This is a genomic window from Streptomyces sp. NRRL S-1813 (assembly GCF_000719605.1).
Taxonomy (GTDB): Bacteria; Actinomycetota; Actinomycetes; order Streptomycetales; family Streptomycetaceae; genus Streptomyces; species Streptomyces decoyicus.
The window spans coordinates 154,198-170,285 of the sequence record NZ_JOHB01000012.1; the positions used below are offsets into that span (position 1 = coordinate 154,198).

Annotated in this window: 13 protein-coding genes; 9 read left to right on the top strand and 4 right to left on the bottom strand. The window is 71.0% G+C overall.

All coding sequences use genetic code 11. The annotated features are described in order from the left end of the window. Nucleotide 1 precedes the first annotated feature (1 nt). The 3 genes from secF to IF67_RS0119310 all read left to right on the top strand — a co-directional run bounded on the left by secF (nt 2) and on the right by IF67_RS0119310 (nt 4,496). Nucleotides 2–1,123: a protein translocase subunit SecF gene (gene secF, locus IF67_RS0119300; protein ID WP_030987271.1), complete on the top strand. Its 1,122-nt coding sequence runs from the start codon at nt 2–4 to the stop codon at nt 1,121–1,123. After that, nucleotides 1,120–1,668: an adenine phosphoribosyltransferase gene (locus tag IF67_RS0119305; RefSeq protein ID WP_030987273.1), complete on the top strand. Its 549-nt coding sequence runs from the start codon at nt 1,120–1,122 to the stop codon at nt 1,666–1,668. Before secF ends, IF67_RS0119305 begins: the two co-directional genes overlap by 4 nt. Before the next feature lie 173 nt (nt 1,669–1,841). Continuing rightward, a complete protein-coding gene (locus IF67_RS0119310; RefSeq protein ID WP_030987275.1) occupies nt 1,842–4,496 on the top strand; it encodes a RelA/SpoT family protein in 2,655 nt (884 codons plus the stop codon). A gap of 64 nt (nt 4,497–4,560) precedes the next feature. Here IF67_RS0119310 and IF67_RS0119315 read toward each other — a convergent pair whose 3' ends face one another. Together IF67_RS0119315 and IF67_RS0119320 are read right to left on the bottom strand one after the other, a co-directional pair. Continuing rightward, nucleotides 4,561–5,790, bottom strand: a complete 1,230-nt coding sequence (locus IF67_RS0119315) for a DUF349 domain-containing protein (RefSeq protein WP_030987276.1) — start codon at nt 5,788–5,790, stop codon at nt 4,561–4,563. 251 nt (nt 5,791–6,041) lie between these two features. After that, nucleotides 6,042–6,872: a peptidylprolyl isomerase gene (locus IF67_RS0119320; protein WP_030987278.1), complete on the bottom strand. Its 831-nt coding sequence runs from the start codon at nt 6,870–6,872 to the stop codon at nt 6,042–6,044. A gap of 163 nt (nt 6,873–7,035) precedes the next feature. Between IF67_RS0119320 and IF67_RS0119325 the strand changes: the two genes are divergently transcribed. The 4 genes from IF67_RS0119325 (at nt 7,036) to IF67_RS0119340 (ending at nt 11,453) form a co-directional block, all read left to right on the top strand. Beyond that, on the top strand, nt 7,036–7,749 hold the full coding sequence (locus tag IF67_RS0119325; protein WP_030987280.1) for an MBL fold metallo-hydrolase: 714 nt from the start codon (nt 7,036–7,038) through the stop codon (nt 7,747–7,749). A gap of 11 nt (nt 7,750–7,760) precedes the next feature. Continuing rightward, nucleotides 7,761–9,023 carry a histidine--tRNA ligase gene (gene hisS / locus IF67_RS0119330; protein ID WP_030987282.1) on the top strand — a complete coding sequence of 421 codons (1,263 nt, stop codon included), beginning with the start codon at nt 7,761–7,763 and terminating at the stop codon, nt 9,021–9,023. Between the two features lie 328 nt (nt 9,024–9,351). Then, a complete protein-coding gene (locus IF67_RS0119335; RefSeq protein ID WP_030987284.1) occupies nt 9,352–9,993 on the top strand; it encodes a vitamin K epoxide reductase family protein in 642 nt (213 codons plus the stop codon). Between the two features lie 83 nt (nt 9,994–10,076). Further along, a complete protein-coding gene (locus IF67_RS0119340) occupies nt 10,077–11,453 on the top strand; it encodes a replication-associated recombination protein A (RefSeq protein WP_030987286.1) in 1,377 nt (458 codons plus the stop codon). Between the two features lie 143 nt (nt 11,454–11,596). On the opposite strand, the gene IF67_RS0119345 is transcribed toward IF67_RS0119340, so the two are convergent. Further along, nucleotides 11,597–12,349 (bottom strand): DUF2470 domain-containing protein, encoded by a 753-nt coding sequence (locus IF67_RS0119345; protein WP_030987288.1) that lies wholly within the window; start codon nt 12,347–12,349, stop codon nt 11,597–11,599. Nucleotides 12,350–12,531: 182 nt separating this feature from the next. Between IF67_RS0119345 and rpsD the strand changes: the two genes are divergently transcribed. Further along, the gene (gene rpsD, locus IF67_RS0119350; protein ID WP_030987289.1) at nt 12,532–13,143 is read left to right on the top strand and encodes a 30S ribosomal protein S4; all 612 of its coding nucleotides are present in this window, start codon (nt 12,532–12,534) and stop codon (nt 13,141–13,143) included. A gap of 25 nt (nt 13,144–13,168) precedes the next feature. On the opposite strand, the gene IF67_RS0119355 is transcribed toward rpsD, so the two are convergent. Beyond that, complete coding sequence (locus IF67_RS0119355; RefSeq protein ID WP_030987291.1) at nt 13,169–15,445, bottom strand: ATP-binding protein; 2,277 nt, start codon at nt 15,443–15,445, stop codon at nt 13,169–13,171. Between the two features lie 193 nt (nt 15,446–15,638). On the opposite strand from IF67_RS0119355, the gene IF67_RS0119360 reads away from it, so the two are divergent. Next, nucleotides 15,639–16,088, top strand: coding sequence for a DUF948 domain-containing protein (locus tag IF67_RS0119360; protein WP_234341186.1), 450 nt, complete (start codon nt 15,639–15,641; stop codon nt 16,086–16,088).

Consider the following 16,088-nt stretch of genomic DNA (forward strand, 5'->3'; position numbering starts at 1 on the left):
GATGTCCAAGCTCGGAAACATCGGCGCCCGGCTCTACCGCGGCGAGGTCGGCTACGACTTCATCGGCAAGCGGAAGATCTGGTACGGACTCTCGATCCTCATCACCATCGTGGCCATCGTCGGCCTGGGGGTGCGCGGCCTGAACATGGGCATCGAGTTCTCCGGCGGCGCGGTCTTCACCACCCCGAAGACCTCCGTGTCCGCCCCGGAGGCGCAGCACAAGGCCGAGTCGGCGGCCGGCGGCCACCAGGCCATGGTGCAGAAGCTCGGCGACGGCGCCCTGCGCATCCAGATCAGCGGTCTGGACACCGAGCAGGCGGTGCCCGTCCAGGAAGGGCTCGCCAAGGACCTGAACGTCCCGGTCAAGGACGTCAACACCCAGCTGGTCGGCCCGAGCTGGGGTGAGCAGATCGCCAACAAGGCCTGGCTGGGCCTGGGGATCTTCATGGTCCTCGTGGTGCTCTACCTGGCCATCGCCTTCGAGTGGCGGATGGCGGTCGCCGCCCTGGTCGCGCTGATCCACGACCTCACGATCACGGTCGGTATCTACGCGCTGGTCGGCTTCGAGGTCACCCCCGGCACGGTCATCGGTCTGCTGACGATCCTCGGTTACTCCCTCTACGACACGGTCGTCGTCTTCGACAGCCTCAAGGAAGCCTCCAAGGACATCACCAAGCAGACCCGCTTCACCTACAGCGAGATCGCCAACCGCAGCATCAACGGCACCCTGGTGCGCTCCATCAACACCACTGTCGTGGCGCTGCTCCCGGTCGCCGGTCTGCTGTTCGTCGGCGGCGGTGTCCTCGGCGCGGGCATGCTCAACGACATCTCGCTGGCCCTGTTCGTCGGTCTCGCCGCCGGTGCGTACTCCTCGATCTTCATCGCGACGCCGCTGGTCGCCGATCTGAAGGAACGCCAGCCGGAGATGAAGGCGCTGGCCAAGCGGGTCAAGGCGAAGCGCGCCGCGGCCGCGGCCAAGGGCGCGAGCCAGGAGGACGCGCAGGATGCGGCGCCCGACCCGGCGGACGCCGAGGACGGTGACGACGGCACGGTCGTCGGCCCCCGTCAGCAGCCCGCCTCCCGCAACCGCGGCCGCGGCCGCCCGTCGGGCAAGCGCCGATGAGCGCCCCGGCGGGCCTGCGTGAACTGCTGCTCAGCCGGATCTCGGACGTCCCGGACCACCCGCAGCCGGGTGTGGTGTTCAAGGACATCACCCCGCTGCTGGACGACCCGGCCGCCTTCGGCGCGCTGACCGAGGCGTTCGTCGAGCTGTGCGAGCGCCATCGGGTGGACAAGGTCGTGGGCCTGGAGGCGCGCGGCTTCATCCTCGCCGCCCCGGTCGCCATCCGGGCCGGCGTCGGGTTCGTCCCCGTTCGCAAGGCCGGCAAGCTGCCCCGCGCGACGCTCCGGCAGGCGTACGAGCTGGAGTACGGCACCGCCGAGATCGAGATCCACGCCGATGCGCTGGCCCCGGGAGACCGGGTGCTGGTGATCGACGACGTCCTCGCCACCGGTGGCACCGCCGACGCGTCGTTGCAGCTCATCCGCCGTGCGGGTGCCGAGGTCGCGGGCGTGGCGGTCCTGCTCGAACTGGACTTCCTGGCCGGGCGGCAGCGCCTGGAGCCGGGCCTGAAGGGCGCTCCGCTGGAGGTCCTGATCACGGTCTGAGCCGCACGCGCACAGCACCTCCGCACGCAGGGGCACCCGGAAGAATTCGGGTGCCCCTGCTGCTGTGTCATGTACGGAACCCCGTCCGGGCGGGAGCAGCGGCCCCGGGGTCGATACGATGGCACCCCGGCCCGTTCGAGGTCCTGGGGTCCGGAACCGCTTGAGGAGTGCTCTTGCCAGACGAGGCCCAGCCGCTCTCCCCCGGACTGCGTCCGGCGGGATCCGACGCCGCGCGCCCGGACGAGCCCAAGCTGTCGGACGCGGCTTCCTCGGACGCGCCCCAGCCCGAGCGGCAGGGTGCGTCCGACGGCACCGCCACGCCCCGGCCGCCCGCCGACGGCACCGCCACGCCCCGGCCCCCCGCCGGCGGCTCCGCCGCGCCGCAGGCCCCCGCCGAGCGGCCCCGTACGGCGCCCCAGCCGGGGCCCGCCGCCTCGTCGCCCCAGCCTGCGTCGCCGTCCCGCGCGGCCAAGCCGCCCGCCAAGGCCGACCAGCCCCCGGCGCCCAAGCCGCCGACGCCCACCCCCGCCGGCCGCTCCGGCTCGCCCAACCGGGTACGGGCCCGCCTCGCCCGGCTGGGCGTCCAGCGCTCCAGCCCGTACAACCCGGTCCTGGAGCCGCTGCTGCGGGCCGTGCGCGGCAACGACCCCAAGATCGAGACCGGGACGCTGCGCCAGATCGAGCGTGCCTATCAGGTCGCCGAACGCTGGCACCGCGGCCAGAAGCGCAAGAGCGGCGACCCGTACATCACCCACCCGCTCGCGGTGACGACGATCCTCGCCGAGCTGGGCATGGACCCGGCGACCCTGATGGCCGGCCTGCTGCACGACACCGTCGAGGACACCGAGTACGGCCTGGACACCCTGCGGAGCGATTTCGGCGACCAGGTCGCGCTGCTGGTCGACGGTGTCACCAAGCTCGACCGCGTCAAGTTCGGCGAGGCCGCGCAGGCGGAGACGGTGCGCAAGATGGTCGTCGCGATGGCCAAGGACCCGCGCGTCCTGGTGATCAAGCTCGCCGACCGGCTGCACAACATGCGCACCATGCGCTACCTCAAGCGGGAGAAGCAGGAGAAGAAGGCCCGCGAGACGCTGGAGATCTACGCTCCGCTCGCCCACCGCCTGGGCATGAACACCATCAAGTGGGAGCTGGAGGACCTCGCCTTCGCGATCCTCTACCCCAAGATGTACGACGAGATCGTGCGGCTGGTCGCCGAGCGGGCGCCCAAGCGCGACGAGTATCTGGCCATAGTGACCGACGAGGTCCAGGCCGATCTGCGCGCCGCCCGCATCAAGGCCACCGTCACGGGCCGCCCGAAGCACTACTACAGCGTCTACCAGAAGATGATCGTGCGCGGCCGCGACTTCGCCGAGATCTACGACCTGGTGGGCATCCGCGTCCTCGTCGACACCGTCCGCGACTGCTACGCCGCTCTCGGCACCATCCACGCGCGATGGAACCCGGTCCCCGGCCGGTTCAAGGACTACATCGCGATGCCCAAGTTCAACATGTACCAGTCGCTGCACACGACGGTGATCGGCCCCAGCGGCAAGCCCGTTGAGCTCCAGATCCGTACGTTCGACATGCACCGCCGCGCCGAGTACGGCATCGCCGCGCACTGGAAGTACAAGCAGGAGGCGGTCGCCGGCACATCCAAGGTGCGCACGGACGCGCCCAAGGGCATCGGCAAGGGCGACACCGTCAACGACATGGCCTGGCTGCGACAGTTGCTGGACTGGCAGAAGGAGACCGAGGACCCCGGCGAGTTCCTGGAGTCGCTGCGCTTCGACCTGTCCCGCAACGAGGTCTTCGTCTTCACGCCGAAGGGCGACGTGATAGCGCTGCCGGCCGGCGCCACCCCCGTCGACTTCGCGTACGCGGTGCACACCGAGGTCGGCCACCGCACGATAGGAGCGCGGGTCAACGGGCGCCTCGTACCGCTCGAATCGACCCTGGACAACGGCGACTTGGTCGAGGTCTTCACCTCCAAGGCGGCGGGCGCCGGGCCCTCCCGCGACTGGCTCGGCTTCGTCAAGTCCCCGCGCGCCCGCAACAAGATCCGTGGCTGGTTCTCCAAGGAGCGCCGCGACGAGGCCATCGAGCAGGGCAAGGACGCCATCGCGCGCGCCATGCGCAAGCAGAACCTGCCGATCCAGCGGATCCTGACCGGCGACTCCCTGGTCACCCTCGCGCACGAGATGCGCTACCCGGACATCTCCTCGCTCTACGCCGCCATCGGCGAGGGCCATGTCGCCGCCCAGGGCGTCGTCCAGAAGCTGGTGCAGGCGCTCGGCGGCCAGGACGAGGCCACCGAGGACATCGCCGAGTCCACCCCGATCCGGCCGCGCTCCAAGCGCCGCTCCAGCACCGACCCCGGTGTGGTCGTCAAGGGCGTCGACGATGTGTGGGTCAAGCTCGCCCGTTGCTGTACGCCGGTGCCGGGCGACCCCATCATCGGCTTCGTCACCCGCGGCAACGGCGTCTCGGTGCACCGCGCCGACTGCGTCAACGTCGACTCGCTGTCCCGGCAGCCGGAGCGGATCCTGGACGTCGAGTGGGCGCCCACCCAGTCCTCGGTCTTCCTGGTCGCCATCCAGGTCGAGGCCCTGGACCGTTCACGGCTCCTCTCGGACGTCACCCGGATCCTGTCCGACCAGCACGTCAACATCCTCTCGGCCGCCGTCCAGACCTCCCGCGACCGCGTCGCCACCTCACGCTTCACCTTCGAGATGGGCGACCCGAAGCATCTGGGGCATGTACTGAAGGCCGTGCGGGGCGTGGAGGGCGTGTACGACGTCTACCGCGTGACCTCGGCCCGCAGGCCGTAACGCACACGAGGCGGCCCCGGTACGGAAGATCCGTACCGGGGCCGCCTCACGTCCACCGGGCTTGTCACCCGCCGAACTCCTCCAGGCCCTTGAGCGCCTGGTCCAGCAGCGCCTTGCGGCCCTCCAGCTCCCGGCCGAGCTTGTCGGCCTTGGCGTTGTTGCCCGCCGCCCGGGCCGTGTCGATCTGCTTCTCCAGCTTGTCGACCGCGTCCTGGAGCTGGCCGGTCAGCCCCGCGGCGCGGGCCCGCGCCTCAGGGTTCGTACGGCGCCACTCGCTCTCCTCGGCCTCCTGGATGGCCCGCTCGACAGCGTGCATCCGGCCCTCGATCTTGGGGCGGGCGTCCCGCGGGACATGGCCGATGGCCTCCCACCGCTCGTTGATCGAGCGGAACGCCGCCCGCGCGGCCTTCAGGTCCGAGACCGGAAGCAGCTTCTCGGCCTCGACGGCCAGCTCCTCCTTGCGGGTCAGGTTCTCCTGCTGCTCGGCGTCGCGCTCCGCGAAGACCTCACCGCGGGCCTGGAAGAAGATGTCCTGGGCGCCGCGGAAGCGGTTCCACAGGTCGTCCTCGTGCTCGCGCTGGGCGCGGCCCGCGGCCTTCCAGTCCGCCATCAGCTCGCGGTAGCGGGCCGCGGTGGCCCCCCAGTCCGTCGAGTTCGACAGCGACTCGGCCTCGGAGACCAGCTTCTCCTTCGCCTTACGGGACTCCTCGCGCTGCGCGTCCAGCGACGCGAAGTGCGCCTTGCGCCGCTTGGAGAACGCCGAGCGGGCGTGCGAGAAGCGGTGCCACAGTTCGTCGTCCGCCTTGCGGTCGAGCCGCGGCAGGCCCTTCCAGGTGTCGACCAGCGCACGCAGCCGCTCGCCGGCCACCCGCCACTGCTCGCTGGCCGCCAGTTCCTCCGCCTCGGCGACCAGCTTCTCCTTGGCGTGCCGGGCCTCGTCGCTCTGCCGGGCCTTCTGCGCCTTGCGCTCCTCGCGGCGCGACTCGACGGTCTCCACGAGCTTGTCCAGCCGCTTGCGCAGCGCGTCCAGATCGCCCACCGCGTGGTGTTCGTCGACCTGGGTGCGCAGATGGCCGATCGCGGTCGTCGCGTCCTTCGCCGACAGGTCGGTGGTCTTGACCCGGCGCTCGAGGAGGCCGATCTCGACGACCAGGCCCTCATACTTGCGCTCGAAGTAGGCGAGGGCCTCCTCGGGAGTTCCCGCCTGCCACGATCCGACGACCTGCTCGCCATCGGCGGTACGCACGTACACGGTCCCCGTCTCGTCGACGCGGCCCCATGGGTCGCTGCTCACAGCGCCTCCTCCACATGATGCCGACGGGGGCGTGCGGCCCCCCGGCATCGTCCACAGTTTCTGTCCGGCAGAGCCGCGCCCTGGCCGGTCCGACGGGCTGATTTGCGGGTGAGGGTGGCAGCCGTCGGAGCAGGCACCCTACACAACGCCAATCTAGGCGACCGGCGGTCGGCTGTCCGCATCCAGCACGACGAAATTCCGCGGTTCGCCGGGGGCGGTGCCGTGGCGCCGCCCCCGGGTCGCCCGGCTGGTCAGGACTTCTTCACGGACGCCTTGTCGATCACGACGGTGGCGTTGGGCGCCGTGTTGCGGGTCTGCGGGTCCAGCGTCGAACCGGCCTTGGCGATCTTCCGCAGGACGTCCATACCGCCCGTGACGGTGCCGAACGGTGTGTAGTTCGCGGGCAGCTTGCTGTCCTGGTAGACGAGGAAGAACTGGCTGCCACCGGAGTTGCGGCTCTTGTCGCTCGCTCCGTCGTAGCGGTTGGCCATCGCGACCGTGCCCGCCGGATAGACGCCGCCCTTGAGCCGCGGGTCCTTGAGGTTCTCGTCCGGGATGGTGTAGCCGGGGGTACCGCGGCCGGTGCCCTTCGGGTCGCCGCACTGGAGGACGTGGATGTCCGCGTCGACCAGGCGGTGGCACTTGCTGTGGTCGAAGTAGCCCTGGCCGGCCAGGAAGGCGAAGGAGTTGACCGTGTGGGGCGCCTTGCCCGCGTCCAGCTTCAGACCGATCGTGCCGCAGGTCGTCGCCAGCTTCACGGCGTACGAGGCCGACGTGTCGACCGACATCGCCGGCTCCTTCGGCCAGGTCTTCTGCGACGGTGCGCCCTTCACGGGCCTGTTGCACGGGTCCGGTGCCTTGGACGGCGTCGGGGCCGCGGCCCGGTCGGACACCTCGTCGCTGCCGCCCGCGAGCCCGGCGGTGGCGTAGACCGCGGCTCCGGCGGCCAGCGCGACGGCCACGACGGACGCGATGATCACGGTGCGGCGTTTGTTCTTCCGCTGGGCCACGGACCGCCGTTGCTGCTGACGCTCGTACTTCTCGCGGGCGAGCTGCCGCCGCCGCTGATCTTTGCTGACCACCGGTCGTCTCCTTGTCCGATCATCGATCGCGCTCGTGCGCCGTGGCCGTACGGTATATGGGTTCGCCCTGCCGGGAGTCCCGCCGGTAGGCTCTGGAGCTGCCGAGATGTCCGGGAGAAGCGGTCTGGCGGACCGATCTCCACACCGACCTTTAAGGACGAACGTGCTGATTGCCGGGTTCCCCGCCGGGGCCTGGGGCACCAACTGCTACTTGGTCGCCCCCGCAGCAGGCGAGGAGTGCGTCATCATCGACCCGGGCCACCAGGCGGCCCAAGGAGTCGAGGACGCGGTCAAAAAGCATCGGCTCAAGCCCGTCGCGGTCGTCCTCACCCATGGCCACATCGACCATGTCGCCTCCGTCGTACCGGTGTGCGGCGCGCACGATGTCCCGGCCTGGATCCACCCCTCGGACCGCTACATGATGAGCGACCCGGAGAAGGCCATCGGCCGCTCCATCGGACAGCAGCTCATGGGCGAACTCACGGTGGGGGAGCCGGACGACGTCAAGGAGCTGAGCGACGGTGCCGCCCTGGAACTCGCCGGGATGGAATTCTCCGTCGCGCACGCCCCGGGCCATACCAAGGGGTCGGTGACGTTCAGGATGCCCGAGCAGGCCGACATTCCGCCGGTCTTCTTCTCGGGCGACCTGCTGTTCGCCGGCTCCATCGGACGCACCGACCTGCCGGGCGGCGACCACGCCGAGATCTTGCAGTCGCTGGCGCGTGTGTGCCTGCCGCTGGAGGACTCGACCGTCGTCCTGTCCGGCCACGGCCCCCAGACCACCATCGGCCGCGAGCGCGCCGCCAACCCCTTCCTGCGGGAAGTGGCCGCCGGCCTCGGAGACGGCTTCAGCGCCGCTCCACGACGAGGAATGTGACGAGAGCTTCCGTGAGCACCTTCAAGGCCCCCAAGGGCACGTACGACCTGATTCCGCCGCAGTCCGCCACCTATCTCGCGGTGCGCGAGGCGATCGCCGCGCCGCTGAAGAACTCCGGGTACGGCTACATCGAGACGCCCGGTTTTGAGAACGTCGAGCTGTTCGCGCGCGGCGTCGGTGAGTCCACCGACATCGTGACCAAGGAGATGTACGCCTTCGAGACCAAGGGCGGCGACCAGCTGGCGCTGCGCCCCGAGGGCACCGCGTCCGTGCTGCGCGCCGCGCTGGAGGCCAGCCTCCACAAGGCCGGCAACCTGCCGGTCAAGCTCTGGTACTCCGGCTCGTACTACCGCTACGAGCGTCCGCAGAAGGGCCGTTACCGCCACTTCTCGCAGGTCGGCGCGGAGGCGATCGGCACCGAAGACCCGGCGCTGGACGCCGAGTTGATCATCCTGGCCGACCAGGCCTACCGCGCGCTGGGCCTGCGGAGCTTCCGCATCCTGCTGAACTCCCTGGGCGACAAGGAGTGCCGGCCGGTCTACCGCGCCGCGCTCCAGGACTTCCTGCGCGGGCTCGACCTGGACGAGGACACCCGCCGCCGGGTCGACATCAACCCGCTGCGCGTCCTGGACGACAAGCGCGAGTCCGTACAGAAGCAGCTCGACGGGGCGCCCAAGCTCCGCGACTACCTCTGTGAGGCATGCAAGGCGTACCACGAGCAGGTGCGCGAGCTGCTGACCGCGGCGGGCGTGGCCTTCGAGGACGACGAGAAGCTGGTCCGCGGCCTGGACTACTACACCCGCACCACCTTCGAGTTCGTCCACGACGGCCTCGGCTCGCAGTCCGCGGTGGGCGGCGGCGGCCGCTACGACGGCCTCTCCGAGATGATCGGGGGCCCCGCGCTGCCGTCCGTCGGCTGGGCGCTGGGCGTCGACCGTACGGCGCTGGCCCTGGAGGCGGAGGGCGTCACGCTCGACATCCCCGCCGCCACCGCCGTGTACGCGGTACCGCTCGGCGAGGAGGCCCGCCGGGTGCTGTTCGGGGTGGTCACCGAGCTGCGCCGGTCCGGTGTCGCCACCGACTTCGCGTTCGGCGGCAAGGGCCTGAAGAACGCCATGAAGTCCGCCAACCGCTCCGGCGCGCGGCTGGCGCTCGTGGCGGGCGAGCGGGACCTCGCCGAGGGCGTCGTCCAGCTCAAGGACCTGGAGAGCGGCGAGCAGGCCGCGGTCGCGCTGGACGGTGTCGCCGAGGAGATCCGGCGCCGGCTGGGCTGAGGCCGCACGGCAGACAGACCCCGAGGGGCCCGGACGGCGATCGGCCGTCCGGGCCCTCGTGCTGCCGGGCGTCCCGTGTCAATGCCCGCTGCGCATTCATCCCGGCGGAGGGATTCCGGGACCGCCGCAGCGGCGGCGGCGCGCCCCCGGACGGGCGGCCGGGCAGGGCCGGAGCGGGCGAAGGCTGAGAGAACGCTGTGTGCGGACGCCTCGGCTTTATGTTCATCGCACAGTGGGTCATGGTGGAGTTGGGGCAGAATGAACGGCGGCGCCGCGACCGGGGCCCGCTTGCTCAGACCATCTCCTCAGGGATCGACGGAACGGCGATATGACGACGACAGCGCTTGACGACGTGTCCACCGACGACGACCGCGCGAGCGGCGCGGGCACCATCGGCTCGGGTCGCGGTTTCGCCCTGCTCCTGGTGATCACCGGCGCACTGGGCATCTTCGCCGCCTGGATCATCACCCTGGACAAGTTCGAGCTGCTGAAGGACCCGAACTACAAGCCGGCGTGCAGTCTCAACCCGATCATCTCCTGCACCAACATCATGCAGAGCAAGCAGGCGGACGTCTTCGGCTTCCCGAACCCGATGGCCGGGCTGGTCGGCTTCGGCGTGGTCGTCGCGATCGGCATGGCCCTGCTGGCCGGCGCCCGCTTCCGCCGCTGGTACTGGATCGGGCTGAACATCGGCACGGGCCTCGGCGCGGTCTTCTGCATGTGGCTGATGGACCAGTCGCTGTACAGCATCAATTCGCTGTGCCTGTGGTGCACGCTGACCTGGTGCGTGACCATCCTGATGTTCTGGTACACCACCGCGCACAACCTCAAGCACGGCATCATCCCGGCCCCCGCGGGGCTGCGCCGGACGGTGGTGGAGTTCCACTGGGTCGTACCGGTGCTCTGGTACGGCGTGATCGCGCTGCTGATCCTTACCAAGTGGTGGTCCTACTGGAGCACCCTGCTCTAGGCCCGAGCCTGCGCGTACGGCGCTGACGCCCCGGCCCGTCCATGACGGCGGCCGGGGCGTTGTCAGTGGGGTGGCTTAGGCTCATGAGCGTGGAGCCCGACCTGTTCACCGCCGCTGCCGAAGACCGCCAGGAGAAAGACCCCGCGGGGTCCCCGCTCGCCGTGCGGATGCGTCCGCGCACCCTCGACGAAGTCGTGGGCCAGCAGCATCTGCTCAAGCCGGGCTCGCCGTTGCGCCGGCTGGTGGGCGAGGGCAACGGAGGCCCGGCCGGGCCGTCCTCGGTGTTCCTGTGGGGGCCGCCGGGGATCGGCAAGACGACCCTCGCGTATGTCGTCAGCCAGGCGACGAACAAGCGCTTCGTGGAGCTCTCGGCGATCACGGCGGGCGTCAAGGAGGTCCGCGCGGTCATCGACGGCGCCCGGCGCGCCTCGGGCGGCTTCGGCAAGGAGACCGTCCTCTTCCTCGACGAGATCCACCGCTTCAGCAAGGCCCAGCAGGATTCCCTGCTGCCCGCCGTGGAGAACCGCTGGGTCACCCTGATCGCCGCGACGACCGAGAACCCGTATTTCTCGGTGATCTCGCCGCTGCTGTCCCGTTCACTGCTGCTGACCCTCGAACCCCTCACGGACGACGATCTGCGCGGCCTGCTCCAGCGTGCGCTGACCGATGCGCGCGGGCTGGCGGGCTCGGTCACCCTCCCCGAGGACACCGAAGGGCATCTGCTGCGTATCGCGGGTGGCGATGCCCGGCGGGCGCTGACGGCCCTGGAGGCCGGTGCCGGCTCCGCGCTGGCCAAGGGGGAGAAGGAGGTCACCCTCCAGACGCTGGAGGAGTCCGTCAACCGGGCGGCGGTGAAGTACGACCGCGACGGGGACCAGCATTACGACGTCGCCAGCGCGCTGATCAAGTCCATCCGGGGATCGGACGTCGATGCCGCGCTGCATTACCTGGCGCGCATGATCGAGGCGGGGGAGGACCCGCGGTTCATCGCCCGCCGGCTGATGATCTCCGCGAGCGAGGACATCGGCCTGGCCGATCCGACGGCACTCCAGACCGCGGTCGCCGCCGCCCAGGCCGTGGCGATGATCGGCTTCCCGGAGGCGCGGATCACGCTGAGCCAGGCCACCATCGCGCTCGCCCTCGCCCCGAAGTCGAACGCCGCCTATATGGCCATCGACGCCGCCCTGGCGGACGTGCGGGCCGGTCAGGCGGGCGCGGTGCCGCCGCATCTGCGCGACAGTCATTACAAGGGTGCTCAGAAGCTCGGCCACGGCCAGGGCTATCAGTACCCCCATGACCTGCCGGGCGGCATCGCGGCGCAGCAGTACGCGCCGGACGAGGTGCACGGCAAGCGCTACTACGAGCCCACCCGCCATGGTGCCGAGGCGCGCTATGCCGATGTGGTCGAGCGCGTCCGCGTCCGCCTGCGCTCGGCCTCCGGCGAGGCGGCCGCCGAGTAGCCGGCAGCCGAGTGGTTGCCGGCTGATCCGGCCGGACCGGCCGGCGCGCAGGCCCCGCCGGACCCCGGGGGACGACCGCCCTGCCGGGTGCCCCGGGCCGGGCGGGGGCTCGCAGCGCACCGTGGCCGACGAGCGGCTCCGGGCTACCCGGCCGCTGCCTCGAAGAGGAGATGCATCGCCCGCCGCAGCTCCGCCACGTCCCGTACGGGCTCGGGGAAGTCGAACCGCGCGTCGAAGGACCGCTGCTCGGCATCCGTGAAGCGGACCCGCAGCCCGAAGCGGTCCAGACCCACCGGCACGGCCCGGTCGCGCAGGCCGCAGAGCTCCTGGCGGTCGCCCAGCAGGGCGCACAGCCCGCGCACCTGCTCGTTGTGTGCCGCGTGCAGATGCTGGAGCAGCTCCGCCTCATGGGCGGCCAGCGGATCGGGGGCCGCGGTGGCGAACTCGTCGGGCTCGACGGGTTCGGCGCCCCACAGGTCGTCCACCGCTCCCTCACCGACCTCCAGGCGCAGCATCATCCAGGCGGTCCGCCCGTAGAGGCCCGGTGCCGGGTCCGGCTGGAGTGCCTCACCGATACCGAGCAGCTCGCCCACCGGATGCCGCTCCGCGAGCAGCATCGCCGCCTCGGCGCGCTGCTCATTGCGTACGGGGGTCAGCCAGCCGGCCACCCAGGCCCGTCCGCGGATGCGATGAGGCACCGAAACCGGTGCGACGTCCGTGATCTCCATCACTGCCGTCAGGTCGTCGTCCTGAGCGTGTGCGGCGGCCCGAGCCGCCGCAGAATCGCCTGGAACCAGCAACAGCACGTCTCCGTCGGGTGTCACCGCGCGGCAGACAGGAGCCGAGAGACCCGTCTCGTCGGGGTCCTCGACACCAGGGATGCTCAAAGACGCCATACCATTGGACTCGACGAGGGTTCGTACGCGCTCGGCGGCTGTGGGCTGCTGGGCGTCTTCCACGGGACGCGGCTGACCCGCCTCGGTGCGGTGCGCACTGGGCAGGGGGATCCCAGGTCGAAACATACGTCCTCCTCGCGCTAAGGTAAGCCTCACCTAACTTACACGGAGGTCCGTTCCACGTGAACCAGTCGCGTCCCAAGGTCAAGAAGTCCCGCGCGCTCGGCATCGCGCTGACGCCGAAGGCCGTCAAGTACTTCGAGGCCCGTCCCTACCCGCCCGGCGAGCACGGCCGTGGCCGCAAGCAGAGCAGTGACTACAAGGTCCGTCTGCTCGAGAAGCAGCGTCTGCGTGCGCAGTACGACATCAGCGAGCGCCAGATGGCGCGTGCCTACGACCGCGCTCGGAAGGTCGAAGGCAAGACCGGCGAAGCGCTGATCATCGAGCTTGAGCGCCGTCTGGACGCGCTCGTCCTGCGGTCGGGCATCGCCCGCACCATCTACCAGGCTCGTCAGATGGTCGTCCACGGCCACATCTCGGTGAACGACCGCAAGGTCGACAAGCCGTCCTTCCGCGTCCGCCCCGGCGACGTCGTGATGGTCCGCGAGCGCAGCCGCGAGAAGCACCCCTTCCAGGTCGCCCGCGAGGGTGGCTACGACACCGACGGTGAGACCCCGCGCTACCTCGAGGTCAACCTGCCGGCTCTGGCGTTCCGTCTCGACCGGGACCCGAACCGCAAGGAGATCCCGGTGATCTGCGACGAGCAGCTCGTCGTCGAGTACTACGCCCGCTAAGCACCACCGCAGGCGCAGCACCACCTCAGCCCGCCGTCTCCCCGCCGCTCGCGGAGGGGGAGGCGGCGGGCTCGTGCGTGCCCGGCGCCGTGATCCGCACCGTACGGAGCTGCGCGGGCAGCAGGCCGGCGGGCCGCAGGACCCGGGCCACCGCCGTGTCCAGGTCGAGCCGCTCGCCCACCCGCCGGCAGTGCTCGTAGCGCTCGGCTCCCAGCCGCTCGCGGGCCTGTTCCTCGCAGAGCGCATGCGGCTGGTTGAAGTGCCGCGAGCCGAACAGCGGCAGCCCCACCGACGGCCAGATCCGTCCCGCGGCGCCCTGGAGCACCGCCGCCTCCTCCGCATCGCCCTCGCCGAGCGTCACCAGGGCCAGCAGCTCGATCGCCAGCACCGCGCCCAGCAGATCGTGGAAGGTGTGATCGATGGCCAGGCACTCCTCCAGCAGCGCACGGGCCCGCCCGCCGTCCCCACGGGACCATGCCGCGAAGGCCAGCACGTACTGGGCGTACGCCAGCGTCCAGCGCTCGCCGTGCTCCTCGCACACCTCCAGGACGTCCTCGCACATCCGCACCGCGTCCGCCAGCTCGCCCTGGAAGGCCACTGCCATCGCCAGCGCGACCTGCCCCAGCAGCACAGTGCTGTTGAGCTCGCCGATCTCCCGGTAGCGGTCCAGCGCCGCGCGCAGCAGCTTCTCGGCGCGCGGCATGTCGTCGCAGACCAGTGCCAGACAGCCGGTGCGGTGCAGCGCATACGCGGCCGCGGTGGCGTTGCCGGTCCGCTCGGCCTCGTCACGGCACTCCTGGAGGGCCCCCAGCGCGCCGACGGTGTCCCCCTGGAGCACCGCGACGTAGCCGGTCACCCACAGCGCCTTCATCCGCGCCTCGTCGTGGGTGCTCTCCAGCTCCAGGGCCCAGTCCAGCCAGTGCCGGCCCTCCGAGAGCCGGCCGCAGCCGACCCAGTAGAACCACAGCGTGCCCGCCAGGTACTGGCCCAGGTGGGTATCGGCGGGGGTCTCCAGGCTCTGTTCCAGCGCCACCCGCAGATTGGGCAGCTCGGCCTCGATCCGGGCCGCGATCTCGGCCTGCCGGGAGCTGAACCAGTCCAGTTCGCACCAGGTGGCCAGCCCCAGATACCAGTCGCGGTGCCGGCGCCGCAGCCGCTCGCCGTCGGGCGTCGCCGCCAGCCAGCCCGCCCCGTAGGCCCGTACGGTGTCCAGCATCCGGTAGCGGACCCCGGCCGCGGTCTCCTCGCGTACGAGCACCGACTGGGTGACCAACTCGGTGAGGACGTCGAGGAGTTCCTCGGCCGGCAGCTCCGGCCCCGAGCAGACGTATTCGGCCGCCTCCAGATCGAAGTGCCCGGCGAAGACCGTCAGCCGCGCCCACAGCAGCCGTTCCTCGGACGTACACAGCTCGTGGCTCCAGCCGATCGCGGTACGCAGCGTCTGGTGGCGCGGCGGGGGCCCGCCCTGCCGGCGCGGGGCCGGGACCTTGGACTGGAGTCCCCCTTGACCGAGTGCGGCCGAGAGGTCGGGGGAGCGCCGCGGGCGGGTGCCGGTCAGCAGCCGGAAACGGTCGTCGAGCCGGTGCAGCACCTGGTCCACGGACAGTGCCCGCAGCCGTCCGGCGGCCAGCTCCAGCGCGAGCGGAATGCCGTCGAGCCGGTCGCAGAGCTCGGTGACCGCCGTCTCGTTGGACGGCTCGACGGTGAACCCGGGGACGACGGCAGCGGCGCGGTCGGCGAACAGGGCGGTCGCATCGGCGGTGTTCATCGGCGCCAGCGGCACGGTCCGCTCGCCGTCGAGCCCGAGCGGCCGCCGGCCCGCGGCCAGCACCTGGAGCCCGGGGGCGCGGCGCAGCAGCTGCCCGGTCAGTTCGGCGCAGGCGTCGACCAGGTGCTCGTAGCCGTCCAAGACGAGCAGCAGGTCCCGGTCGGCGAGGAGGTCGCACAGGGCGGAGCGCACCGGGCGGCCGCTGTGGCCGGTGGCTCCCAGCGCCTCGGCGACGGTGTGGTCCAGGAGGTGCGGTTCGTGCAGGGAGGCCAGTTCGACCAGCCACACCCCATCGCAGAAGCGATCCTGCAAGATCCCTGCCGCATGGCGGGCAAGTCGCGACTTGCCGACGCCGCCGAGGCCGGTGAGCGTCACCAGCCGGGCGGATTCCAGCTGCCGTGCCAGCGCGGCCAGTTCGTCGTGGCGGCCGATGAAGCCGTTGAGCTCCGCGGGCAGATTCCCCGGCCGGTCCGGCTCCCGCAGACGCGCGGGGGAGGGACGGGGAGCAGGGCCGGGGCGCGTGAGGCGTCGCATGGCACACGGAGCGTACTCGGCAGGATGCGCACCGTACAAACACGCCTCGGGAATCCGGGGCCGGCGCTCCGCGTTCCAGGGGGAACGGGGTACGGACGGACAGTCACGGCGCGATAAGGTCAAGGTTGCCGTTCGAGCGGGACAGCCGAGCGGGAACGAGCCCAGACCAAATCAGTCGGAGTGTGGTGCCAACGTGTCCGGTGGAGAGGTGGCCGGGATCCTCGTGGCCGTCTTCTGGGCGATCCTTGTGTCGTTCCTCGCCCTCGTGCTGGTGAGGCTCGCGCAGACGCTCAAGGCGACCACCAAGATGGTGGCCGAAGTGTCCGAGCGGGCTGTCCCGCTCCTGGCCGACGCCTCCGCGACCGTCCGCTCCGCGCACACCCAGCTGGCCCGCGTCGACGCCATTGCCTCCGACGTCCAAGAGGTCACCGCCAACGCCTCCGCGCTCTCCTCGACCGTCTCCTCCGCCTTCGGCGGCCCGCTGGTCAAGATGGCGGCGTTCGGCTACGGCGTGCGCCGCGCGATCGGCAAGAAGGGCGAGGAAGCCCCTGCCGCCCGGCGCGCGGAGCGCACCGTCGTCCTCGGCCGTACCCTGCCCGGCGCCCGCCGCGGCGGGCGCCGCAACCGTCGCTCCAAGGACTGA